At 69.6% G+C, this 22,776-nt stretch carries 21 protein-coding genes; 19 read left to right on the top strand and 2 right to left on the bottom strand.

From position 1 onward, the window contains the following. The first annotated feature begins 12 nt into the window (after window positions 1-12). The 10 genes from ftsY (at window position 13) to trmD (ending at window position 11,055) form a co-directional block, all read left to right on the top strand. Complete coding sequence (gene ftsY, locus B9C99_RS06630; RefSeq protein ID WP_088897332.1) at window positions 13-1,578, top strand: signal recognition particle-docking protein FtsY; 1,566 nt, start codon at window positions 13-15, stop codon at window positions 1,576-1,578. Between the two features lie 245 nt (window positions 1,579-1,823). Further along, window positions 1,824-3,128, top strand: a complete 1,305-nt coding sequence (locus B9C99_RS06625; RefSeq protein ID WP_016694627.1) for an ammonium transporter — start codon at window positions 1,824-1,826, stop codon at window positions 3,126-3,128. Window positions 3,129-3,191: 63 nt separating this feature from the next. Further along, complete coding sequence (locus B9C99_RS06620) at window positions 3,192-3,530, top strand: P-II family nitrogen regulator (RefSeq protein WP_016694628.1); 339 nt, start codon at window positions 3,192-3,194, stop codon at window positions 3,528-3,530. Then, window positions 3,520-6,033: a [protein-PII] uridylyltransferase gene (locus B9C99_RS06615; RefSeq protein ID WP_088897331.1), complete on the top strand. Its 2,514-nt coding sequence runs from the start codon at window positions 3,520-3,522 to the stop codon at window positions 6,031-6,033. The genes B9C99_RS06620 and B9C99_RS06615 overlap by 11 nt, the downstream gene beginning before the upstream one ends. A 128-nt stretch (window positions 6,034-6,161) precedes the next feature. Further along, entirely contained in the window at window positions 6,162-7,730 is a 1,569-nt protein-coding gene (ffh, locus tag B9C99_RS06610; protein ID WP_059381161.1) for a signal recognition particle protein, read from the top strand. Between the two features lie 13 nt (window positions 7,731-7,743). Further along, window positions 7,744-8,859 carry an amidohydrolase family protein gene (locus tag B9C99_RS06605; protein ID WP_088897330.1) on the top strand — a complete coding sequence of 372 codons (1,116 nt, stop codon included), beginning with the start codon at window positions 7,744-7,746 and terminating at the stop codon, window positions 8,857-8,859. 195 nt (window positions 8,860-9,054) lie between these two features. Then, the gene (rpsP, locus tag B9C99_RS06600) at window positions 9,055-9,501 is read left to right on the top strand and encodes a 30S ribosomal protein S16 (RefSeq protein ID WP_088897329.1); all 447 of its coding nucleotides are present in this window, start codon (window positions 9,055-9,057) and stop codon (window positions 9,499-9,501) included. Next, window positions 9,501-9,743 (top strand): RNA-binding protein, encoded by a 243-nt coding sequence (locus tag B9C99_RS06595; protein ID WP_006550954.1) that lies wholly within the window; start codon window positions 9,501-9,503, stop codon window positions 9,741-9,743. Before rpsP ends, B9C99_RS06595 begins: the two co-directional genes overlap by 1 nt. 10 nt (window positions 9,744-9,753) lie before the next feature. After that, a complete protein-coding gene (gene rimM, locus B9C99_RS06590) occupies window positions 9,754-10,344 on the top strand; it encodes a ribosome maturation factor RimM (protein WP_088897328.1) in 591 nt (196 codons plus the stop codon). 3 nt (window positions 10,345-10,347) lie between these two features. After that, window positions 10,348-11,055 (top strand): tRNA (guanosine(37)-N1)-methyltransferase TrmD, encoded by a 708-nt coding sequence (gene trmD / locus B9C99_RS06585; protein ID WP_088897327.1) that lies wholly within the window; start codon window positions 10,348-10,350, stop codon window positions 11,053-11,055. Between the two features lie 18 nt (window positions 11,056-11,073). Here trmD and B9C99_RS06580 read toward each other — a convergent pair whose 3' ends face one another. Beyond that, a complete protein-coding gene (locus B9C99_RS06580) occupies window positions 11,074-12,060 on the bottom strand; it encodes a hypothetical protein (protein ID WP_229567919.1) in 987 nt (328 codons plus the stop codon). A gap of 226 nt (window positions 12,061-12,286) precedes the next feature. On the opposite strand from B9C99_RS06580, the gene B9C99_RS06575 reads away from it, so the two are divergent. The 9 genes from B9C99_RS06575 to dprA all read left to right on the top strand — a co-directional run bounded on the left by B9C99_RS06575 (window position 12,287) and on the right by dprA (window position 21,408). Next, window positions 12,287-14,680: a Tex family protein gene (locus tag B9C99_RS06575; protein WP_088897325.1), complete on the top strand. Its 2,394-nt coding sequence runs from the start codon at window positions 12,287-12,289 to the stop codon at window positions 14,678-14,680. Between the two features lie 68 nt (window positions 14,681-14,748). Next, a complete protein-coding gene (locus B9C99_RS06570) occupies window positions 14,749-15,654 on the top strand; it encodes a hypothetical protein (RefSeq protein WP_088897324.1) in 906 nt (301 codons plus the stop codon). An 83-nt stretch (window positions 15,655-15,737) separates the two neighbouring features. Then, window positions 15,738-16,079: a 50S ribosomal protein L19 gene (gene rplS, locus B9C99_RS06565; RefSeq protein WP_006550960.1), complete on the top strand. Its 342-nt coding sequence runs from the start codon at window positions 15,738-15,740 to the stop codon at window positions 16,077-16,079. A gap of 228 nt (window positions 16,080-16,307) precedes the next feature. After that, window positions 16,308-17,117: a signal peptidase I gene (lepB, locus tag B9C99_RS06560; protein WP_088897323.1), complete on the top strand. Its 810-nt coding sequence runs from the start codon at window positions 16,308-16,310 to the stop codon at window positions 17,115-17,117. Further along, window positions 17,114-17,866 (top strand): ribonuclease HII, encoded by a 753-nt coding sequence (locus B9C99_RS06555; protein ID WP_198430678.1) that lies wholly within the window; start codon window positions 17,114-17,116, stop codon window positions 17,864-17,866. Before lepB ends, B9C99_RS06555 begins: the two co-directional genes overlap by 4 nt. 37 nt (window positions 17,867-17,903) lie before the next feature. After that, window positions 17,904-18,218, top strand: a complete 315-nt coding sequence (locus B9C99_RS06550; protein WP_006550963.1) for a DUF2469 domain-containing protein — start codon at window positions 17,904-17,906, stop codon at window positions 18,216-18,218. 177 nt (window positions 18,219-18,395) lie between these two features. Next, entirely contained in the window at window positions 18,396-18,770 is a 375-nt protein-coding gene (locus tag B9C99_RS06545; protein ID WP_019289117.1) for a YraN family protein, read from the top strand. Further along, the gene (locus B9C99_RS06540) at window positions 18,770-20,278 is read left to right on the top strand and encodes a YifB family Mg chelatase-like AAA ATPase (protein ID WP_016691240.1); all 1,509 of its coding nucleotides are present in this window, start codon (window positions 18,770-18,772) and stop codon (window positions 20,276-20,278) included. Before B9C99_RS06545 ends, B9C99_RS06540 begins: the two co-directional genes overlap by 1 nt. Then, a complete protein-coding gene (dprA, locus tag B9C99_RS06535) occupies window positions 20,275-21,408 on the top strand; it encodes a DNA-processing protein DprA (RefSeq protein WP_088897322.1) in 1,134 nt (377 codons plus the stop codon). Before B9C99_RS06540 ends, dprA begins: the two co-directional genes overlap by 4 nt. Before the next feature lie 23 nt (window positions 21,409-21,431). Here dprA and B9C99_RS06530 read toward each other — a convergent pair whose 3' ends face one another. Continuing rightward, the gene (locus B9C99_RS06530) at window positions 21,432-22,748 is read right to left on the bottom strand and encodes a ClC family H(+)/Cl(-) exchange transporter (protein WP_088897321.1); all 1,317 of its coding nucleotides are present in this window, start codon (window positions 22,746-22,748) and stop codon (window positions 21,432-21,434) included. Between the last annotated feature and the right edge of the window lie 28 nt (window positions 22,749-22,776).

The raw sequence follows: 22,776 nt of genomic DNA, 5'->3' as shown, positions 1-22,776 counted from the left end.
CAGTATGGGTGCGTGAGTACCGGAGCCTGGATAGTCATCGCCGCCGCGCTGGCGGTCGTTCTCGTCGCGCTCGTCGTCGGTCTGACCCTCTACCGGCGGCGGCAGGTGTCGCTGAAGGCGCCCGAGACCCCGCAGCTCGATTCCGCCGAGACCAAGGACCGCTCGGGCGGTTACAAGGCGCAGAGCGGATTCAGTTTCTCGCAGGGCACGGCCGCGCCACCGGCGCCGGCCCCCCGGCCGGCGCCGAAACCGGCACCGAAGCCTGCGGCGAAGCCGGAGCCCGCGCCCCGCACGGTGCCGCTTCCGGAGGAGATCACCGAAGCTCCGCCGAGCGCACCCGCCCCCGCGGAGCCGAAGGCGGAACCGGCGCCTGCGCCGAAGGTCGAGCCCAAGCCTGCAGAACCGAAGCCGGCCGAACCCGAGCCGGTCGAGCCCGAGGTCGCCCCGGAGCCGGAGCGTCCCGCTCCCGAGTCCGTCGAGCCGGAGGTCGCCCCCGAACCGGAAGTCGCACCGACACCGGAACCCGAGGTCGAGCCCGCCCCGGCGACGGAGACCGTCGCTGAACCCGAGGTCACCGAACCCGAGGTCGTCGAACCCGAGGTCGTCGAACCGGCCGGACCGGCCGCTGTTCCTCCGGCAGCCCCGATCGAGGAGATCGAACCCACCGCGGGGCGCCTCGTCCGCCTGCGCGGCCGTCTGGCCCGCTCGCAGTCGGCGGTCGGCAAGAGCCTGCTCGGTCTGCTCGGTGGCGGCGACCTCGACGAGGACTCCTGGGAGGAGATCGAGGACACGCTGCTCGTCGCCGACCTCGGTGCCGCGACGACCACCAAGATCGTCGACCGTCTGCGTGAGGAGATGGTCGTGAACAACGTGCGCAGCGAGGCCGACGCCCGCGCCGTGCTGCGCAGCGTGCTCGTCGACGAGCTCCGCCCCGAGCTCGACCGCTCCATCCGGGCCCTCCCGCACGAGGACCATCCCGCCGTGCTGCTCGTCGTCGGTGTCAACGGCACCGGCAAGACCACGACTACCGGCAAGCTCGCCCGCGTGCTCGTCGCGGACGGACGCCGGGTGCTGCTCGGTGCCGCCGACACCTTCCGTGCCGCGGCCGCCGACCAGCTGCAGACCTGGGCCGAACGCGTCGGCGCCGAGGTCGTTCGCGGCAAGGAGGCCGCCGATCCCGCCGCGGTGGCGTTCGATGCCGTCGCGAGGGGCATCGACAACGGCGTCGACGCGGTCCTCGTCGACACCGCCGGCCGCCTGCACACCAAGACCGGCCTGATGGACGAGCTCGGCAAGGTCAAGCGCGTCGTGGAGAAGAAGGCCGCCGTCGACGAGGTGCTGCTCGTCCTCGACGCGACGATCGGCCAGAACGGGCTGATGCAGGCCCGCGTGTTCGCCGAGGTCGTCGACATCACCGGTGTGGTGCTCACCAAGCTCGACGGAACCGCCAAGGGCGGCATCGTCTTCCAGGTGCAGCACGAACTCGGCGTCCCGGTGAAGCTGGTGGGTCTGGGTGAGGGCGCCGACGATCTCGCCCCCTTCGAACCGGAAGCCTTCGTGGACGCCCTGTTGGGCTGATCGACGCTGCCCTGTCGGGCTGATCCGCACCGCATTCCGTCGCTCCGGCCGCTGTCCGCTCACGCGGGCAGCGGCCGGTTCCGTCGGTGGGAATACGGTGTCCGAAAAGTGTGAAACAAGGATGAAACAAGGTCGGTTCCTGCGTTCACGCCCACGAAACAGCACGGCGCCTCCACGGAAACATCCGGGCAGCAAGCTTTCCCTCGACAACGCGCCGATCGGCGCGGCCTACAGGGAGGTTGCAAGTGGAGGAAGTGGTGAACACCGGCGACGCAGCGTGGATGCTGATAGCAGCGTCGCTCGTGCTTCTGATGACCCCGGGCCTGGCGTTCTTCTACGGCGGGATGTCCCGCTCCAAGTCCGTGCTCAACATGATGATGATGTCGTTCGGCTCCATGGCGATCATCGCGGTGATCTACGTCCTGTGGGGCTGGTCGATGTCCTACGGCACGGAGAACGTCCTCGGTATCTTCGCGAACCCGTTCGAACAGTTCGGTCTGCAGGGCGCCATCTACGACGACGAGGGTGGCTTCCTCCCCGGTCTCGGTGACTACCCGCAGATCATCGACATCGGCTTCCAGGTGACCTTCGCGATCATCACCACCGCGCTGATCAGCGGTGCGCTGGCCGAGCGCGTCAAGTTCGGCACGTGGATGGCGTTCGCGGCCATCTGGGTCACCTGCGCCTACTTCCCGCTCGCCCACATGGTGTGGGGTGGCGGCCTGCTGTCGGGTTCCGAGGACAGCATCGCTGCCGCACTGTTCGGCACCGTCGACGTCGACGGTGAGACGGTCGCCTCGGTTGCCCCGATCGACTTCGCCGGTGGCACGGTCGTCCACATCAACGCCGGTATCGCCGCTCTCGTCCTGGCCGTCGTCATCGGCAAGCGCGCCGGCTTCGGTCGCACTGCCTTCCGACCGCACAACCTGCCGTTCGTCATGCTCGGCGCTGCACTGCTGTGGTTCGGATGGTTCGGCTTCAACGCCGGTTCCGCCTTCGCGGCCGACGGTCTCGCAGGTCTGGCCTGGGTCAACACCACCACCGCCACCGCTGCCGCCATCCTCGGCTGGCTCGTCACCGAGCGCATCCGTGACGGCAAGGCCACCAGCCTCGGTGCCGCGTCCGGTGCCGTCGCCGGCCTGGTCGCCATCACCCCCGCTGCCGGCTCGCTGAGCCCGGTCGGATCGATCGCCCTCGGCGTCATCGCCGGCATCCTGTCCGCCCTCGCCGTGGGCCTGAAGTACAAGTTCGGTTACGACGACTCGCTCGACGTCGTGGGTGTCCACCTCGTGTCGGGCCTGTGGGGCACGGTCGCCATCGGCTTCCTCGGCACCGAGACCGGATTGTTCTACGGTGGCGATTACAAGCAGCTCGTCATCCAGATCGTCATCGCAGTCGTCGCCCTGGTGTTCACCGCAGTCGTCACCGCAGTGATCGCCTTCGCACTCAAGCCCATGGGCTGGCGTGTGAGCGACGAGGAAGAGGCCCGCGGTATCGACGAAGCCGAACATGCGGAATCCGCATACGACTTCGCGCCGGCTCTCAAGTGATAAGAAGACCACGACAGCGAGCAGGGATGACAGCGGCCAGCGGGCTCTGGGAAGGATGAGGATATGAAGCTGATCACGGCGATCATCAAGCCGTTCACGCTCGAGGACGTCAAGGCAGGCCTGGAGCAGGCCGGTGTGCTCGGAATGACAGTCAGCGAGGTGCAGGGCTACGGCCGCCAGAAGGGCCACACCGAGGTCTACCGCGGAGCGGAGTACTCCGTCGACTTCGTGCCGAAGGTCCGCGTCGAGGTCGTCGTCGACGACTCCGCTGTCGACAAGGTCGTCGAGACCATCGTCGAGGCCTCCCGTACCGGGAAGATCGGCGACGGCAAGGTGTGGGTCACGCCCGTGGAAGCGGTGGTCCGGGTCCGCACCGGAGAACGAGGTTCGGATGCGCTCTGACCCCCAGGGGTCCGGCACTCGAGGCCCTGATCCCGCTGCTTCGGCAGCGGGGTCGGGGCCTTCGGTGTCCTCGGCCCGCACAACCGCACCGGCGGGCGCCGCCGATCTCGCGGCAGCCCGCGACACCCTGCTCTCCGGCGGCCCCCGCAGCCGCCGCCTCGACACCGTGGCCCTGCGTCACGCCCTCGTGGACCTGCACGAATTCTGGTTGACGACGAAGGGCTCCGAACTCGGCATCAAGCGCGAGGGAGGCTTCGCCATCGTCGCCGTCGGGGGTCTCGGACGCCGCGAGATGCTCCCGTACTCCGATCTCGATCTCATCCTCCTCCACGACGACATGGCGCCGTCCGTCGTGTCGAAGGTCGCCGACGAGCTCTGGTACCCGCTGTGGGACGCGCACATCAAGCTCGACCACAGTGTCCGGACGGTGCCCCAGGCCCTCCAGGTGTTCTCCTCCGATCTGACAGCCGCACTGGGAATGCTCGAGGCCCGGCACATCGCGGGCGACGCCCAGCTGAGCAATCTGCTCATCGGCGGTGTGCGACGTCAGTGGCGCACCGGCATCCGGTCCCGCTTCGACGAACTCATCGAGATGACCGAGGTGCGATGGCAGCGCAGCGGGCAGATCGCCCACCGGGCCGAACCCGACCTCAAGAGCGGTCGCGGCGGGTTGCGGGACGTGCAGTTGCTCAATGCCCTGTCCGTTGCGCAGCTCACCGACGGCATGCCGGGACTCGGACCCGACGTCCCGGGCGGAGGCCTCGCGGCCGCCCACCGGCGACTGCTCGACGTACGCACCGAGCTGCACCGCGTCGCCGGCCGCTCCCGCGACCAGCTGCGCGCCCAGGACGCCGACGAGATCGCCGCGGCGCTGCGGATCGGCGACCGTTTCGATCTCGCACGGGTGCTCACCGAATCGGCCCGCACGATCAGCTACTCCGTCGACGTCGGCCTGCGCACCGCGGCCAATTCGCTGCCGCGCAAGGGCCTGTCGCGGCTGCGCCGCGGACCGGTGCGGCGTCCCCTCGACGAAGGGGTCGTCGAGCACGGGGGAGAGGTCGCCCTCGCGCGCGACGCGCATCCGCGTCGCGATCCGGGTCTGATCACGCGGGTCGCGGCGGCCGCCGCGCAGGCCGGACTGCCGGTCTCGGCGGCCACGCTCACCCGGCTCGCCGATCACGCACCGGAACTGCGCGAACCCTGGCCTCGCGAAGCCCTCGACGACTTCCTGGTGTTGCTCGGCTCGGGACGTCGCGCGGTCGACGTCATCGAGTCGCTGGACCGCACCGGACTGTGGGGGCGGTTGCTCCCGGAATGGGGTGCGGTGCGCGACCTGCCGCCCCGCGACGCCGTCCATACGTGGACCGTGGACAGGCACCTCGTCGAGACCGCCGTCTACGCGAGCGAACTGACGACGCGGGTCGCCCGGCCGGACCTGCTCGTCCTCGGCGCGTTGCTGCACGACATCGGCAAGGGACGCGGCGGCGACCACAGCGTGGTCGGTGCCGAACTGGCCCTGCAGATCGGGCGGCGGATGGGCCTGTGGCCCTCGGATCTGGCCCTGCTCACCTCTATGGTGCGGCACCACCTGCTCCTGCCGCACACCGCGACCCGCCGCGACCTCGACGATCCGGAGACCGTGGCCGCGGTCGTCGACGCCCTCGACGGCGATCCGGTGCTGCTCGACCTGCTCCACGCGTTGGCCGAAGCGGATTCGCAGGCCACCGGCCCAGGAGTCTGGGGGGATTGGAAGGCGTCGCTGATCCGGGAACTCGTACGCCGCTGCCGCATGATGATGGCGGGCGACGAGCTCCCGGCGCCGGATCCGATCGATCCCGTCCTCGCGAACCTCGTCGAGGACGGTGCCCTGCACGTCGCGCTCGACCCGCGCGAGGACGGCCGCAGCTTCACCGCGACCTTCGTCGCGCCCGACGAGCGGGGCGTGCTCTCCGACGAGGCCGGTGTGCTCTCGCTGCACGGTCTGCGGGTGCTGTCGGCCTCGATCGGCAGCCACGCCGGCAGCACGGTCAACAGCTTCGTCGTGGCTCCGAGATTCGGCTCACCGCCCGAAGCGGCCCTGCTCCGGCAGGAACTCGTGCGGGCTCGCTCCGGCGATCTCGACCTCCTCGGTGCCCTCGAGGCCAAGGACCGCGCCGAACGCGAAAGCCGGCTTCCCGAGCGAACGGCCCGGGCGGTTCCAGTCAGCGCCGCTCTCGCGCCGCCGCGGATCATCTGGTTCGAAGGGTCCGAATCGGACCAGGTCGTGCTCGAGATCCGGTCGGAGGACCGGATCGGTCTGCTGTGCCGTCTCGCGGACGTCTTCGAGCGTGTCGGAGCCGACGTGCGGTGGGCGCGGGTGAGCACCTTGGGTTCGACGGTGATCGACTCGTTCTGCGTCGATCTCGCCGGTGCCCACACCCGTGTCTCTCGGGAACATCTCGAGAAGGAACTGCTGTCGGTCCTGCCTGCTCCCGAGCCGCCCGCGCCCGCCGACAGATCGTGACCGACGGATCGTGACCGCGCGGGTGGCCCGCCCTGTGGCGTGGCCACCCGCGGTCGCGACGGATCGGGAGCGGTTACCCTGGTTCGCAGCATTGTCCGCATCTTCGTCAGAGCTCAGGAGCGCATTCGGTGTTCGAATCCCTTTCCGACAGGTTGACAGGGGTCCTGAAGGACCTGCGCGGCAAGGGGCGGCTGTCCGACGCGGACATCGACGCGACCTGCCGTGAGATCCGCCTCGCCCTGCTCGAGGCCGACGTCGCGCTGCCCGTGGTGCGCGAGTTCATCAAGAAGATCAAGGTGCGCGCCAAGGGTGCCGAGGTGCACGGCGCGCTCAACCCGGCCCAGCAGGTCGTCAAGATCGTCAACGAGGAACTCGTCGGGATCCTCGGCGGTGAGACCCGTCGTCTGCAGTTCGCGAAGACCCCGCCGACGGTCATCATGCTCGCCGGTCTGCAGGGTGCCGGTAAGACCACACTCGCGGGCAAGCTCGCGAAGTGGCTCAAGGCGCAGGGGCACACCCCGATGCTGGTCGCCTGCGACCTCCAGCGCCCCGGCGCTGTGACCCAGCTGCAGGTGGTCGGTGAGCGTGCCGGCGTGTCGGTCTTCGCGCCCCATCCCGGCACCTCCATCGGCGGAGGCGAGAACGAACTCGGAGTCACCGCCGCCGACCCGATCGCCGTGGCCGAGCAGGGCATCGCCGAGGCGCGCAACAAGCAGTACGACGTGGTCATCGTCGACACCGCCGGTCGCCTCGGTATCGACCAGGAACTCATGGCGCAGGCCGCGGGCATCCGCGACGCCGTGCAGCCCGACGAGGTGCTGTTCGTCCTCGACGCGATGATCGGTCAGGACGCTGTGAGCACCGCCGAGGCGTTCCGCGAGGGTGTCGGCTTCACCGGCGTGGTGCTCACCAAGCTCGACGGCGACGCCCGCGGTGGTGCCGCGCTCAGCGTCCGCGAGCTCACCGGCCAGCCGATCATGTTCGCCTCCACCGGTGAGAAGCTCGAGGACTTCGACGTCTTCCACCCCGAGCGCATGGCCAGCCGCATCCTCGGCATGGGCGACGTGCTCACCCTCATCGAGCAGGCCGAGCAGGTCTTCGACGCCGAGCAGGCCGAGGCCACCGCCAGCAAGATCGGTTCCGGCGAGCTCACCCTCGAGGACTTCCTCGAGCAGATGATGGCCGTGCGGAAGATGGGCCCCATCGCCAATCTCCTGGGCATGCTGCCCGGAGCCGGGCAGATGAAGGACGCCCTCGCCAACGTCGACGAGAAGCAGCTCGACCGCATCCAGGCGATCATCCGCGGCATGACGCCGGAGGAGCGCGCCAACCCGAAGATCATCAACGGCTCGCGGCGACTGCGCATCGCCAACGGTTCCGGTGTGAAGGTCTCCGACGTCAACCAGCTCGTCGACCGGTTCTTCGAGGCCCGGAAGATGATGACGGCGATGGCCGGCCAGATGGGCATGCCGGGCGCACGCAAGAACCAGCGCAAGAAGGGCAAGAAGGGGAAGAAGGGCGGTCGCGGACCGACGCCGCCGAAGGTGCGGGGCGGTATGCCCGGCGGCTTCCCCGGTCTCCCGGGTGGCATGCCCGCCGGGATGCCCGACCTGTCGAAGATGCCGAAGGGCCTCGACGAGCTTCCTCCGGGTCTCGAGAACTTCGACCTGTCGAAGCTGAAGTTCCCCAAGAACTGAGCCGGGCCGGGGGATGACCGTGACCGAGGGTGATGCGCGTTCCTTCGTCGTGCGGGGCCGGTCGTTGGCCGACGGCGAACCCGTCGAGCTGTTCGTCGGGGCCGACGGAGCGTTCACGGACGAGCCCGGCCGCGACGCCGAGGTGCTCTGCGCCGACGGCTGGATCCTGCCGGGTCTCGTCGACGCGCACTGCCACGTCGGTATCCGGTTCGGCGGGGGAGCGGAGGACGAGGAGGGTCTGCTCGCGCAGGCCGTCACCGAACGCGATGCGGGTGTCCTGCTGCTCCGCGATGCCGGGTCGCCCGTCGACACCCGGGCCCTCGACCAGCGGGCGGACCTGCCCCGGATCATCCGGGCCGGCCGGCACATCGCGCTGCCCAAGCGCTACATCCGCGGGCTGCCCGTCGACCTCGAGGACGAGTCGCAGCTGCCCGACGAAGTGGCCCGTCAGGCCCGGGCCGGCGACGGCTGGGTCAAGCTCATCGGCGACTGGATCGACCGTGAGGTCGGCGACCTCGCTCCGCTGTGGAGCGACGAGATCCTCGTCGAGGCGATCGCCGCGGCCCACCGCGAGGGCGCGCGGGTGACGGCGCACGTCTTCGGTGAGGACGCCCTGCCCGGACTGCTCGCGGCGGGGATCGACTGCATCGAACACGGCACGGGCCTGACCGACGAGACCATCGCGACGATGGCCGCTCACGGCACCGCGCTCGTGCCGACACTGGTCAACATCGAGAACTTCCCGGACATCGCTGATTCGGCGACGCGATTCCCGGTGTACGCAGCGCACATGCGCGCCCTGTACGCGCGCCTCGACGAGACCATCGGCGCCGCCCACGAGGCCGGCATCCCGATCTACGCGGGCACCGATGCCGGTGGTCAGGTGCAGCACGGGCGCATCGCCGACGAGATCGCGTCGCTCGTGCGCGTGGGTCTCGACCCCACCGAGGCGTACGCCGCGGCGAGCTGGAAGGCCCGCGCGTGGCTCGGGCACCCGAGTCTCGAGCCGGGGACGTCGGCGGATTTCGTCGTGTACCGGGAGGATCCGCGCAGCGACCCGGCGGCGGCCCGTCCCGATCTCGTGGTTCTCCGCGGCCGGGTGGTCTCGGGCAGTCCCGCGCGCCTGTAGAGAGGGTGCGTGGGGTCACCGGGTGCCGGTTTCGTCCTGGCTCACGCGTCTGGCAGAATGGTTCGCTGTCGTCGCATCCGGTTACGTACCGCGCGGCGGTCACAGGCTAGAGGCAAAACCGGGCGTGCCAGAAGGGCGCGTCGTCCGAATTGCACGTGACACGCGCCTCGGCGCACCCCGAAGGAGAACACAGCAGTGGCTGTCAAGATCAAGCTCACCCGTCTCGGCAAGATCCGCAACCCGCAGTACCGCGTCGTCGTCGCGGACTCGCGCACCCGCCGCAACGGCCGGGCCATCGAGACCATCGGCAAGTACCACCCGAAGGAAGAGCCTTCGCTGATCGAGATCGACTCGGAGCGTGCGCAGTACTGGCTGAACGTCGGCGCCCAGCCGACCGAGCCGGTCCTCAACCTCTTCAAGATCACCGGTGACTGGCAGAAGTTCAAGGGCCTGCCGGGCGCCGAGGGCACGCTGAAGAAGGCGGAGCCGAAGCCGTCCAAGCTCGAGCTGTTCCAGGCCGCCCTCGCGCAGGCCGAGAACGAGCCGGCTGCCGAGGCCGTCACGCCCAAGAAGAAGAAGGCTGCCAAGGAAGAGTCCGCCGAGGCGTCCACCGAGGCCGAGTCCACCGAGGCCGCCGAGTAATGAGCGCCGTGGTCGCCGATGCCGTCGAGCATCTCGTTCGTGGAATCGTCGCCCATCCCGACGACGTCCGCGTCGACCTGATCGCGGGTCGTCGGGGCCGCACCGTCGAGGTGCACGTCAACCCCGACGACCTCGGCAAGGTCATCGGCCGCGGCGGTCGCACCGCGACCGCGCTGCGGACCCTCGTCACCGGAATCGGTGGCCGGGGTATCCGTGTCGACGTCGTCGACACCGACCGCTAGGCGAGCGTCGATGGAGCTCGTCGTGGGCCGTGTGGCCAAGTCGCACGGCATCCGAGGCGAAGTCGTCGTCGAGGTTCGCACCGACGAACCCGAGGAGCGCTTCGCTGTCGGCGCGGTCCTGCGTGGCCGTAAGCCTCGCGACAAGCACCTGCACGAGTACACAGTGGAAGCCGCCCGGGAACACTCCGGGCGGCTTCTGCTGCGCCTGCAGGGCATCGACGGTCGCGACGCCGCCGACGCACTGCGCGGGGTGCTGTTCGTCGTCGACAGCGCCGACCTTCCGCCCTCCGACGACCCGGACGAGTTCTACGACCACGAACTCGAAGGGTTGACGGTGCGGATCGTCGCCGGGCGTCCCGACGGTGGAACCGAGGTCGGCACCGTCCGCGAGGTCCTGCACACGGCCGCCGGCGAACTGCTGTCGATCCGGCCGGCCGGCCAGGAACGCGGGGAGCTGCTCGTCCCGTTCGTCACCGAGATCGTGCCGACGGTGTCGGTCCGGGACGGCGTGATCGAGATCGATCCGCCCGACGGGCTCCTCGACCCCGATTTCGGGGAACCGCCGTCCAAGAAGAAGAAGTCGACCGAGGGGAAGCAGTAGTCCGTGCGGCTCGACGTCGTCACCATCTTCCCCGAATATCTCGAACCCCTGCGCGTCGCTCTGCTCGGCAAGGCGATCGACAAGGGGCTCATCTCCGTCGGTGTGCACAACCTGCGCGACTGGACGCACGACGTGCACAAGGCCGTCGACGACGCGCCCTACGGGGGCGGCCCTGGCATGGTCATGAAACCCACCGTGTGGGGACCGGCGCTCGACGACGTGCTCGCCGGACCCGACGGTGGGACCGATCCCGACGTGCTGCTCGTCGTCCCGACGCCCGCCGGTCGCCGCTTCGATCAGGCCACCGCGCAACGCTGGTCGAAGGAGAAGCGGATCGTCTTTGCGTGCGGCCGCTACGAAGGTATCGACCAGCGCGTCTTCGACGATGCCGCGCGTCGCGTGCGCGTCGAGGAGGTGAGCATCGGCGACTACGTCCTCATCGGTGGGGAGGTCGCCGTTCTCGTCATGGTCGAGGCCGTCGTCCGGCTGCTGCCCGGAGTGCTCGGCAATCAGCAGTCGCACCAGGAGGATTCGTTCTCCGACGGACTGCTCGAAGGGCCGAGCTACACCCGGCCGGCGGTGTGGCGCGACCTCGAGGTGCCGCCGGTGCTGTTGTCCGGCGACCACGGGAAGGTCGCTCGCTGGCGCCACGAGCAGTCGCTCGAACGCACCCGCGAACGACGACCCGATCTGCTTCCGTCCGACGACTGACGCCGGGCCGGACGGCCCTCAGGGGCGGTGCGCGCTTCCGAGCGTCGTCTCGACCGCCAGCGTGACGGTCTCGCGCGCGTGCTGTGCGCTGCCGTCGTCCGTTGCGTCGTACATCGCCGTGTCGGGCAGGAAACCGGTGTCGTAGAAGGGATCCGACTCGTCGTAGGTGACGGTCTCCCGTGCCGCGACCACGACCACGTACCGGTGGTCGTCGCCGAAGAACCCGGTGGACAGGTGCAGCCATTCACCGGCCAGGCAGCACATCCACCCCTGCTTCACACCCAGCTCCGTGGAGTCTCCGAGCCCCTCGGGAAGCCCGAAACGCTGGTCGTATCCGTCGACGCCCTCGTCGGTGAACTCCACGAGATGGCCGACGATCCGGGCCGCACTCTCGTCACCGGATGCGCTGTCGCCGAGCAGATCGTCGTACCAGGTCAGCAGGTCCGACGCCGTCGTGGTCGTGTTCCACCACCAGGACCCCGGATCCGGGGGAGTCGTGCCGGTCAGGTTGTGCCGCTCCACGACGTGCTCGACGATCCCGGGGCCGCCGTAGGTCTCCCACAGCAGCGTCGCGGCGTTGTCGTCGGAGGAGCGCAGCATCGACCGGATCAATTCGTGGTCCTCGTCGGCGAGCGTCGCCTCGCCCGTCACCTCGCGGTACAGGACCTCCTCGGCGATGAAGAGCTTGACCGTCGAGGCGGTCTCGAAGGGCTCGTCCGTGCCGCCGAGCACGCGGGCCCCTGATTCGCGGTCGAGCACGGCGATGGTCAGACGCGCTCCGCGGCTGTACGCGAGTGCGACGGCCGCGTCGATCTGCCGGGGGAGTTCGGCCGTCGACAGCGTCACGGTCGACTCGTCGGAATCGGTGTCCGCGACCGAGGCGAGACCGAGCGCCTCGTGCGGGAGCGGGTGGGTGTCCATCGAATCGCAGCCGGATACGGCCAGTGCGGTGGCCACGCACAGCATCATCGCGCCCGATCGTGCGCGTCCGCGCCCGTGCTTCATTTCCGGTTCCTGCATTCCATTGTGCTGTGGACGATAGCGCCGGTCCACCCGACAGCCTGCACGGACCCCGAGTGCGAGCGCTCGCGGTCACAGGCGCGAGCGCCTACGGGGTCACAGGCGCGAGCGCCTACGGGGTCACAGGCGCGAGCGCCTACGGGGTCACAGGCGCGAGCGCCTACGCGGTCACAGGCGCGTGCCGAGGTCGGCAACTGTAGGGTCGTTCGACGTGACGACCGAACTCGACACCGTGAACCGGCGGATCGCCCAGGAACTCGACGTCCGCGAAGACCAGGTGGCCGCGGCCGTGGGACTGCTCGACGGCGGCGCGACCGTGCCGTTCGTCGCGCGCTACCGCAAGGAGGCGACCGGCGGTCTCGACGATGCCCAGCTGCGTACCCTCGAGGAACGCCTCCGCTATCTGCGCGAACTCGACGAGCGCCGCGTCGCGATCCTCGAATCGATCGAGGCGCAGGGCAAGCTCGACGACACGCTGCGCGGACAGATCATGCTCGCCGACACCAAGGCGCGGCTCGAGGACATCTACCTGCCGTTCAAGCCGAAGCGGCGCACCAAGGCACAGATCGCCCGCGAGGCCGGTCACGAACCCGTCGCCGACGCGCTCATCGGCGACCCCACCACCGATCCTGCCGGGTACACCTCCGAGCAGCTCGACGGTGCGCGCGCCATCCTCGTCGAACGTTTCGCCGAGGACGCCGACCTCGTCGGCGAGCTCCGCGAGGCGATGTGGACGCGCGGCAAGGTGAGCTCCACCGTTCGGTCCGGCAAGGAGAACGACGGCGCGAAGTTCTCCGACTACTTCGAGTTCTCGGAACCGTTCACCCAGCTGCCCTCGCACCGCATCCTCGCCCTCCTGCGCGGCGAGAAGGAGGAGGTGCTGTCGCTGTCGTTCGATCCCGAGATCGACGAGCCGGTGCCCGGCGAGCGCAGCTACTACGAGGGCCGGATCGCGACGCGCTTCGGCATCGCCGACGAGGGACGTCCCGCCGACACGTGGCTGCTCGACACCGTGCGGTGGGCGTGGCGCACCAAGCTGCAGATGTCGCTGTCGCTGGACATCAGGATGCGGCTGCGGCAGTCCGCCGAGAAGGACGCGGTCGACGTCTTCGCCGCCAACCTCAAGGACCTGCTGCTCGCCGCACCGGCCGGCACGCGCCCGACGATGGGCCTCGATCCCGGCTTCCGCACCGGCACGAAGGTCGCGGTCGTCGACGCGACAGGCAAGGTCGTCGACCACACCACCATCTATCCGCATCAGCCGCACAACAAGCGCGACGAGGCCCTCGCGGTGCTCGCCGCGCTGGTCGCGCGGCACGGTGTCGAACTGATCGCCATCGGCAACGGCACGGCGTCTCGTGAGACCGACGCTCTCGCAGCCGATCTCGTGTCGCTGGCGAAGGTGCCCGGGTTGACGAAGATCGTGGTGTCCGAGGCGGGCGCGTCCGTCTACTCGGCATCCGAGTACGCCACCAAGGAACTTCCGGACCTCGACGTGTCCATCCGCGGTGCGGTCTCCATCGCGCGTCGTCTGCAGGATCCGCTCGCCGAACTGGTCAAGATCGACCCGAAGTCGATCGGTGTCGGCCAGTATCAGCACGACGTGTCCGAGACGATGCTCGCGCGGTCGCTCGGCGCGGTCGTCGAGGACGCGGTGAACGCCGTCGGTGTCGACGTCAACACGGCGTCGGTTCCGCTGCTGTCGCGGGTCTCGGGTATCACCGGCTCGCTCGCGGAGAGCATCGTCGCCCACCGCGACCAGAACGGTCCGTTCCGGGCGCGCACCGCGCTCAAGGACGTCCCGAGACTCGGTCCGAAGGCCTTCGAGCAGTGCGCGGGCTTCCTGCGAATCCCCAACGGCGACGACCCGCTCGACGCGTCCGCGGTGCACCCCGAGGCGTATCCGGTGGTGCGGCGGATCGTCGACCGGACCGGCAGCAGCGTCCGCGAACTGCTCGGTAACACCGCGACCCTGCGGAAGCTGCGCGCGGACGAGTTCGCCGACGACCGCTTCGGTGTCCCGACCGTCACCGACATCATCTCCGAGCTCGAGAAGCCCGGCCGCGACCCGCGTCCGGAGTTCAAGACCGCGACCTTCGCCGCCGGTGTCGAGAAGGTCGCCGACCTGAAGCCCGGCATGGTCCTCGAGGGAGTGGTCACCAACGTCGCGGCGTTCGGTGCGTTCGTCGACGTCGGTGTGCACCAGGACGGCCTTGTGCACGTCTCCGCCATGTCGCGCAGCTTCGTGAAGGATCCGCACGACGTCGTCCGGTCCGGGGAGGTCGTCAAGGTGAAGGTCCTCGAGGTCGACGTCGCGCGTCAGCGCATCGGTCTGACGCTGCGACTCGACGACGAGATCCCCACCCCGGGCGCCGAGAAGTCGGGAGGTCAGCCGCGCGGAGGTGGCCGGCGTCCCGGAGGCCAGGGCGGCGGGAACCAGGGCGGCGGGAACCAGGGCGGCGGACGGGGTCGCAACGCTCAGGGCAATCGTGGACAGCAGGGCAATCGTGGGCAGCAGGGCCGCGGTGGCGACCGCCGTTCGGCGCCGGCCGCCTCCGGATCGATGGCCGACGCCCTGCGACGCGCCGGTTTCGGCAACAACTGACGCGAATCACCGGGTCACTCCTGCAATGCTGTGGACATGAGATCCACGGTGGCCGGGGTGATCCGGTGATGCTCGACTGGGTGCAGCGCGAGATCGTCGATCAGGGGCGCCTGCCGCTGTTGTTCTTCCTGCTCGGTTTCGTGGCCGCGTTCGTCTTCATCCGGATCAGCGTGCGGTTGATCCGCGCGCAGGTGCGCTGGTGGCCCGGCAACATCACCCCGGGCGGTCAGCACGTGCACCACGTGGTGTTCGGTGTCGTGACGATGGTGATCGCCGGTGGGGGACTGATCGCGATCTCCGAGGACGCCAACCGCATCGCCGCCTGCGTCCTCGCGGCGCTCTTCGGAATCGGCGCCGCCCTGACCCTCGACGAATTCGCCCTGATCTTCTACCTGAACGACGTGTACTGGGAAGAACAGGGACGGGTCTCCGTCGACGCCGTATTCGTGGCGATCGCCGTGACCGGGATGTGGTTGCTCGGCCTGCGACCGTTCGAACTCGGGGACACCACGAATTTCGAGGACAGCGGTGACTGGGCCGGACGGGCCGCGCTCGTCGTGGCCGTGCTCGTGAACCTCCTGCTCGCCGCGATCGTCCTGGCGAAGGGCAAGATCTGGACCGGCCTGGTGGGGCTGTTCATCGTTCCGCTGCTGTGGGTCGGCGCGATCCGGCTCTCCCGGCCCGGGGCGCCCTGGGCTCGCTGGCGGTACGGCAAGCGGCCCCGCCGCATGGCGCGCGCGCTCGAACGCGAACGTCGACTGCGGCGCCCGGTGATCCGCGCCAAGATCTTCGTGCAGGATCTCGTCGCGGGCGCACCGACGCTCGAGACCGTGCGGGGCAGTGTCGCGCACTCGCGCACCGCGACCGAGGCGGAACTGGACCGCCGCGTCAAACCGGCGCCACCGCCGATTTCCTCGATCGATATTCCGTCTGGCACAATGGACGGGTTGCCCCGTTCGGGCACGCCTACCTGACCTGGGCACGAACCGGTCGAGCCCGCCACACGGCGGTCGCCGCCAGGTTCCTCTGCTCGAGCGAACAAGAGGATGAAAAACCGATGAACACCCTGGACTTTCTGGACGCCAAGTCGCTGCGCGACGACATCCCGGACTTCCGTCCCGGCGACACTCTCGATGTGCACGTCAAGGTCATCGAGGGCAGCAAGGAGCGTGTGCAGGTCTTCAAGGGCGTCGTGATCCGGCGTCAGGGCGGCGGCATCCGCGAGACCTTCACCGTCCGCAAGGTTTCCTTCGGCGTCGGCGTGGAGCGCACCTTCCCGGTGCACAGCCCCAACCTCGCCAAGATCGACGTGCTGACCCGTGGCGACGTCCGTCGCGCGAAGCTCTACTACCTGCGTGAGCTGCGCGGCAAGGCTGCCAAGATCAAGGAGAAGCGCTGATCTTCGGCCGCTGACCAGCCCCCTGGGCTGCTCGGCACGGCTCTCGAGCCACCCGATACAGCATCCGACGACCCGGCCCGGACTTCCGTCCCGGCCGGGTCGTCGTCGTTGTGGGCAGCGGTCCGTCGCCCACCCGTCCGGTCGACGGTCGTCCTCGGCGGGCCGCCGTGCCGCAGACGCTAGTCTGTCGAGGTGGCAGATTCCCCGCACGATCCGGCTCGACCGGATGTGAACCGCAACGATGTTCGAGGTTCGGCTCGGAGCGATCGAGCCGACGGTGCACACCACCGGCGCGAGGACCCCGCAGCGAACGACACCGCCCCCAAGGCGAAGAAGCAGAAGTCGTTCTGGCGTGAACTGCCGATCCTGGTCGTCGTCGCACTGGCCCTGAGCTTCCTGCTGCAGACCTTCGTGGCGCGGGTCTACCTCATCCCCTCGGAATCGATGGAGCCGACACTGCACGGCTGCCCGGGCTGCACCGGCGACCGCATCGTCGTCGAGAAGGTGGGATACCGCTTCACCGACCCGCGCCCCGGCGACGTCATCGTCTTCGAAGGCCCCGAATCGTGGTCGGCCGGCTACACCTCGACCCGTTCCGACAACGTCGTCGTGCGGGGACTGCAGGAGATCGGTTCGCTCGTCGGCGTCGTGCCGCCGGATGAGAACGACCTCGTCAAGCGCGTGATCGCGACCGGCGGGCAGACGGTGGAATGCTGCGACGACGAGGGCCGTGTCCTCGTCGACGGTGTCCCGCTCGACGAGCCGTACGTGACCATGGACTTCCCGTTCACCCCGGGTGTCGTCACGTGCGAGACCGAGGTGCCCTCCGGGCGTTGCTTCGGGCCCGTCACCGTGCCCGAGGGCCACGTCTGGGTGATGGGCGACAACCGCAGCAACTCGGCCGACTCGCGCTACCACGTCGGGGACGAGCATCAGGGCTCGATTCCGCTGGACAATGTCATCGGAAAAGCCCGCTTCATCGTGCTGCCTCCCGGCCGATGGGGCCTGATCGACTCACCGGAGATCCTTCCCTCGTGACTGCTTGGCCACCTCGACCCGTGATCCGTCGCTCCTCGGGACTGCGCACCATGGAGTCCGCGCTCGCGCGGTGCGGTCTCGGTCCGGTCGCGGGAGTCGACGAAGCCGGCCGCGGTGCCTGCGCCGGGCCGCTCGTCGTCGCCGCGTGCGTGCTCGGTGACCGGCCGCACGCGTCGCTCGACCGGCTCGACGATTCGAAGAAACTCACCGAACGCACCCGCGAGGAGCTGTACTCGGTGATCGTGAAACGCGCCCGGGCGTGGAGCGTGGTGGTGATCCCCGCGGAGGAGGTCGACGCGATCGGCATCCACGTCGCCAACATCGAAGGTATGCGACGCGCGGTGGCAGGCCTGTCGACTCCGCCCGGCTACGTGCTCACCGACGGCTTCCGGGTGCCCGGACTACCCGCACCGTCCCTGCCCGTGATCGGCGGCGACGCGGCGGCCGCGTGCATCGCGGCGGCCAGCGTGCTCGCGAAGGTCACACGCGATCGCATGATGGTCGACCTCGACGGCGAGCTACCGGAGTACGGTTTCGCAGTACACAAGGGCTACAGCACTCCGACGCACATGGCGGCGTTGGCCGAGCACGGCCCGTCACCGCAGCACCGGCGGTCGTGGGCCAATGTGCGCTCGGTGTGCGGAGTGCCCGCGGTGCGACGTCGGCTGTTCGCCGACGACCTGGTTCGTCGCTCGTATGCAGACGACCTGGAGCGTCGATTGTTCACCGACGAGGCGGATGCGGGATGATTGCAGGACACACCAGACTGGGAGGACACCGAGACCGATGAGTGCCGAGGATCTCGAGAAGTACGAAACCGAGATGGAACTCTCGCTGTACAGGGAGTACCGGGACATCGTCGGTCAGTTCGCGTACGTCGTGGAGACCGAGCGCCGGTTCTACCTGGCGAACGCGGTCGAATTGCTGCCGCACAACGCCAACGGCGAGGTGTACTTCGAGGTGCGTATGTCCGACGCCTGGGTGTGGGACATGTACCGCCCCGCACGCTTCGTCAAGCACGTCCGTGTCATCACGTTCAAGGACGTCAACATCGAAGAGCTCGACAAGCCCGAACTGAGACTGCCCGACAAGCTGGGCTGACGCCCTCGGGGATGACCCTGCGCACAGCGGCCGCATCCTAATCGGAGCGCCGACACCGAGCCGTTCTCCGTGGCTCGTCGCCCGCCGTTGTGCACAGGCATCGTACTCATCCACAGATTCCCCGATCTCCGTGCTCGGACCCCGATTCCGCGTGCCCCGGTCCTCCACAGTGGGAGCATGCAGGGGACGAATCGGACATCACACAACCGGGATCTGGGCGCGCGAGGCGAGGACCTCGCCGCCGAATACCTCGAGTCGACCGGCATGGTCGTGCTCGAACGCAACTGGCGCAGTCGATACGGCGAACTCGATCTCATCGCACAGGACGGCGCGTCCGTCGTCTTCGTCGAGGTCAAGACCCGCACCGGCACCGGCTACGGCACTCCCGCCGAAGCGGTGACGCCCGCGAAGGCCGAACGCATCCGTCGCCTCGCCGGACAGTGGTTGTCCGAGCAGACGCGCCGCTGGTCGCACATCCGCGTCGATGTGGTCACCGTCCTGCTCGCACGGGGGCACGCTCCGGAGATCACCCACCGCAAGCAGGTCCTCTGATGGCGCTCGGACGCGCCTGGTCGGTCGCGGTCTCCGGAATCGACGGGCAGGTCGTCGAGATCGAAGCCGACATCGGGCGAGGTCTGCCGGGTGTGACGATGGTCGGGCTGCCCGACACCGCGCTTCAGGAGTCGCGCGACCGGGTGCGCGCCGCCGTGTCGAATTCCGGTGCCAAGTGGCCGGATTCGAAGGTCGTGCTCGCACTGTCGCCGGCCACGCTGCCGAAGGTCGGCAGCGTCTACGATCTCGGACTGGCGTGCGCGGTGCTCGACGCGGCGGATGTCGTGCCGACCGAAGCCGTCTCCCGGACGGTGCTGCTCGGCGAACTTGCGCTCGACGGGCGCGTCCGCCCGGTGCGCGGGGTGCTGCCCGCCGTGCTCACGGCGAAGAAACACGGCTGGTCGCGCGTGGTGGTGCCGACCGCGACGATGACCGAAGCGGCGCTCGTCGACGGCATCGACGTCTACGGCGCCGAGACGCTGCGGGAGTTGGTGCTCTGGCTCCAGGGCGACGGTCCGCTCGAACGGCCCGATCCGCGTGCGCTGCCACCGCGGGCGGTGCGCGGCGATCTCAGCGAAGTGGTCGGTCAGCACGAAGCGCGACGCGCGATCGAGGTCGCTGCGGCCGGTGCACACCACCTGATGTTGACCGGTCCGCCGGGAATCGGGAAAACGATGCTTGCGCAGCGACTTCCGGGGATCCTGCCGGACCTGAGCGAAAATCATGCCCTCGAGGTGACGGCCATCCATTCGGTGGCGGGCACCCTCACCAGCGACCGGCCGCTCGTGACGGAACCACCCTTCATCGCGCCCCACCACACCGCGTCGGTGAGTTCGCTGATCGGAGGCGGCACCGGCATGGCGAAACCCGGTGCGGTGAGCCGGGCGCACCGCGGCGTGCTGTTCCTCGACGAGGTCGCCGAGATGGGGACGAAGACACTCGAAGCGCTGCGGACACCGCTCGAGGACGGGGAAGTGCGCATCGCCAGACGGGACGGTGTCGCGCGATATCCGGCCCGTTTCCAGCTGATCCTCGCCGCCAACCCGTGCCCGTGCGCACCTCCACGCGACGCCGACTGCGTGTGTGCGCCGACCGCACGTCGCCGCTATCTGGGACGCCTGTCGGGTCCGCTCCTCGACCGCGTCGACCTGCGGGTCCGGATGCAGGCCGTCGCGACGAGCGCCTTGATGGGGGAGACGGGCGAGAGCACCGACGAGGTGCGGGCGCGCGTCGCCCGGGCGAGAGCCGCGGCACGCGAACGGTGGGCCGACCACGGCTGGGCCACCAACGCCGAGGTGCCCGGACCGGCCCTCCGGCAGAAGTTCCGCCTTCCGCGTGCTGCGCTCGAACCCGTCGAATGGGCGCTGCGCAAGGGCGCGATCACCGCGCGAGGAGCGGATCGCGCACTGCGGGTCGCGTGGACGCTGAGCGACCTCGACGGTTCCGATTCACCGTCGGCGACCCATGTCGCTGCCGCACTCGACTTCCGGGATCGGGGTGTCGCATGAACGGACACGACGACGAACGGCGCCTGGCCTGGGCCTATCTGTCCACTGTCGCGCAGGGTGCGTCACGATCGTTGGCGGCGGCGGTCGAGGCCGAGGGTGTACTCGAGGTGGCCGCCGCCATCCGGTCGGGTTCGGGCCTCGGCGAACTCTCGTCGCGGTACTCGGTGCGGGCGCACCTCGACACCGCGGCGCGGGATCTCGACCGCCTGGGGCGGGCCGGCGGGCGACTGGTGACCCCCGACGACGACGAATGGCCCGCCTGGCAGATGCTCGGCTTCGGCGCCCTCGACACCGCCACCGACGCCGAGGGGCCACCCCTCGCCCTGTGGGTGTGGGGGAGCCGGCGGATCGACGACCTCGCCGAACGCGCGATCGGCATCGTCGGAACTCGCGCCGCGAGTGGTTACGGGGAGCACGTCACCGCCGAGATCGCCGGGGATCTCGCCGCCGACGGATGGACGGTCGTGTCCGGTGCGGCCTTCGGCGTCGATGCTGCCGCACACCGCGCGGCGCTCGGGGTGGGCGGCACCACCGTCGCGATCCTGGCCTGCGGTGTCGATCGGGCGTATCCGGCAGCACATGCGACGATGCTGCGGCGGATCTCCGAATCCGGCCTCGTGGTCAGCGAATATCCACCGGGCACGACTCCGGCGCGGTACCGGTTCCTCGCCCGCAACCGCCTGATCGCGGCGTTGTCCGCGGGCACGGTCGTCGTCGAGGCGGGTTGGCGCAGCGGGGCGCGCAACACCGCGGCGTGGGCGCGACGACTCGGCCGGCCGGTCATGGCGGTCCCCGGACCGGTGACCTCGGCGGCCTCGCAGGGTTGTCACCGCATGATCAGGGAGGGGGAGGCCCGGTTGGTGGGTGCGGCGCGCGACGTCGTCGAGGAGTGCGGTCCGCTCCTGGCGTGCGGGGACGACGACCGCGACGGCCTGTTTCGCCGCGACCTGGACGGACTGTCGGGCGACATGGCGCTGGTCTACGAGGCGCTTCCGGCGTCGGACGTCTGTGATCCGGCGACGGTGGCCGAGTCGGCGGGGCTGCCGATCGAGCGGGTGCGGGCGGCGCTGCCCCTGCTCGAACTCGACGGTCTGGTGGTGGCGACTGACGGAGGGTGGCAGCGGACGTGATGGTGGCCCGACGCCGGACCGGTCTACCCGCGGTGAGGAAGGGCGCCGAACATGCGGTCGCGCAGGCTGTCGTAGATGGGCGGGACCCGCGTGGAATACGCCACGACGACGGCGCAGATCGTCGCGGCGAGCATCGGGACCGTCACTCCCGTCGCCGCGGTCATCTCCACGACGAGGACGACTCCGGTGATCGGGGCCCGCACCGACGCACCGAAGAGAGCGGCCATCCCCGCGATCGCCATCGGCACGGCCAGGGACGACCCGATCCCGGGGACGATCGCGGTGCAGATCCCGGCGCACAACAGGCCCCAGAGAGCACCCAGTGCGAGAAGTGGCGCGAACAGTCCGCCCGGTGTCCCGGCCGCGTACGACAGCGGACCAGCGACGAACCGCAGCAGGACGTACCAGGCGACCACCGGCAGTGCGAGCGCACCACCGCTCACCACGTGCTGGACGAGGGAGTCGCCGCCCCCACCCGCCCACGGTGCGACCACCGACAACAACCCGATGAGCCCGCCGATGATCGCGGCCTTCGTCACCGGGGAGAGCGACCGGACCGACTCCACCACGCTCAGCGATCCCAGGACCATCCGGTTGTAGGCCGCGCCGAGCAGTCCGGTGAGCAGACCGAACACCACGAAGACGGGCAGCAGGACGATGGACGGGGGAGCGATGGGGTCCACGGCGAAGTCGGGGGTGTCGCCGACGATCGTCCGCGAGCACGCGACCGCGGCGGCCACCGACAGGACGACGGGCACGACGGTGCGGAACCGGAAGCTGCCGGTGACCTCCTCGACGACGAACAGCGCACCACCGATCGGCGCATTGAACGCGACGGCGAGTCCGGCACCGGACACCGAGGTCTGCAACAGACGTTCGTGCTCGGGACGCCGGGCACGGCGTGCGGTCTCGGCGCCCACCGCGGCACCCATGTGCACGATCGGGCCCTCCCGTCCCAGGACGAGACCCGACCCGATCGACAGGAGCGCCCCGACGAATCTGGAGGGCAGCACCGACAGCGGTGGTGGCTCGGCCTGCCCGCGGTCGACGGCTTCGACGTGCTGGATTCCGCTACCCGAGGCAAGAGGGACCATCCGGACGATCAGCGCCGTGAGCAGAGCGCCGAGGATCGTGATTCCCACCGGCACGAGCCATCCCGGACCGGGGAGTTCGTGCGCCCATTCGACGGTGTGGATCCGCCATCGCTCGAGCCGTTCCAGACACCAGCGGAAGGCCCCGCCGACGACGCCGATGACGGCGCCGGCCACGATCGCCAGCACACAGATCGTCGCCAGTTCGCGAGCGGGAACGGAAGGTTCCCGCACGTTCTCGATGTCCACCCGGCGCCCTCCGACCTGCCGCCGACGC

The organism is Rhodococcus sp. BUPNP1, from assembly GCF_002215235.1.
In the GTDB taxonomy this organism is placed as follows: Bacteria; Actinomycetota; Actinomycetes; order Mycobacteriales; family Mycobacteriaceae; genus Rhodococcus.
This window is presented reverse-complemented; position numbering and strand designations above follow the sequence as displayed.

Coding starts and splice junctions, on each gene's coding strand:
- B9C99_RS06540 (WP_016691240.1), top strand. CDS start 18,770: ATGGCGCTCGGACGCGCCTGGTCGGTCGCGGTCTCCGGAATCGACGGG.
- B9C99_RS06570 (WP_088897324.1), top strand. CDS start 14,749: ATGCTCGACTGGGTGCAGCGCGAGATCGTCGATCAGGGGCGCCTGCCG.
- B9C99_RS06580 (WP_229567919.1), bottom strand. CDS start 12,060: ATGAAGCACGGGCGCGGACGCGCACGATCGGGCGCGATGATGCTGTGC.
- rimM (WP_088897328.1), top strand. CDS start 9,754: ATGGAGCTCGTCGTGGGCCGTGTGGCCAAGTCGCACGGCATCCGAGGC.
- rplS (WP_006550960.1), top strand. CDS start 15,738: ATGAACACCCTGGACTTTCTGGACGCCAAGTCGCTGCGCGACGACATC.
- B9C99_RS06605 (WP_088897330.1), top strand. CDS start 7,744: ATGACCGTGACCGAGGGTGATGCGCGTTCCTTCGTCGTGCGGGGCCGG.
- dprA (WP_088897322.1), top strand. CDS start 20,275: ATGAACGGACACGACGACGAACGGCGCCTGGCCTGGGCCTATCTGTCC.
- B9C99_RS06620 (WP_016694628.1), top strand. CDS start 3,192: ATGAAGCTGATCACGGCGATCATCAAGCCGTTCACGCTCGAGGACGTC.
- B9C99_RS06550 (WP_006550963.1), top strand. CDS start 17,904: ATGAGTGCCGAGGATCTCGAGAAGTACGAAACCGAGATGGAACTCTCG.
- B9C99_RS06615 (WP_088897331.1), top strand. CDS start 3,520: ATGCGCTCTGACCCCCAGGGGTCCGGCACTCGAGGCCCTGATCCCGCT.
- B9C99_RS06595 (WP_006550954.1), top strand. CDS start 9,501: ATGAGCGCCGTGGTCGCCGATGCCGTCGAGCATCTCGTTCGTGGAATC.
- B9C99_RS06545 (WP_019289117.1), top strand. CDS start 18,396: ATGCAGGGGACGAATCGGACATCACACAACCGGGATCTGGGCGCGCGA.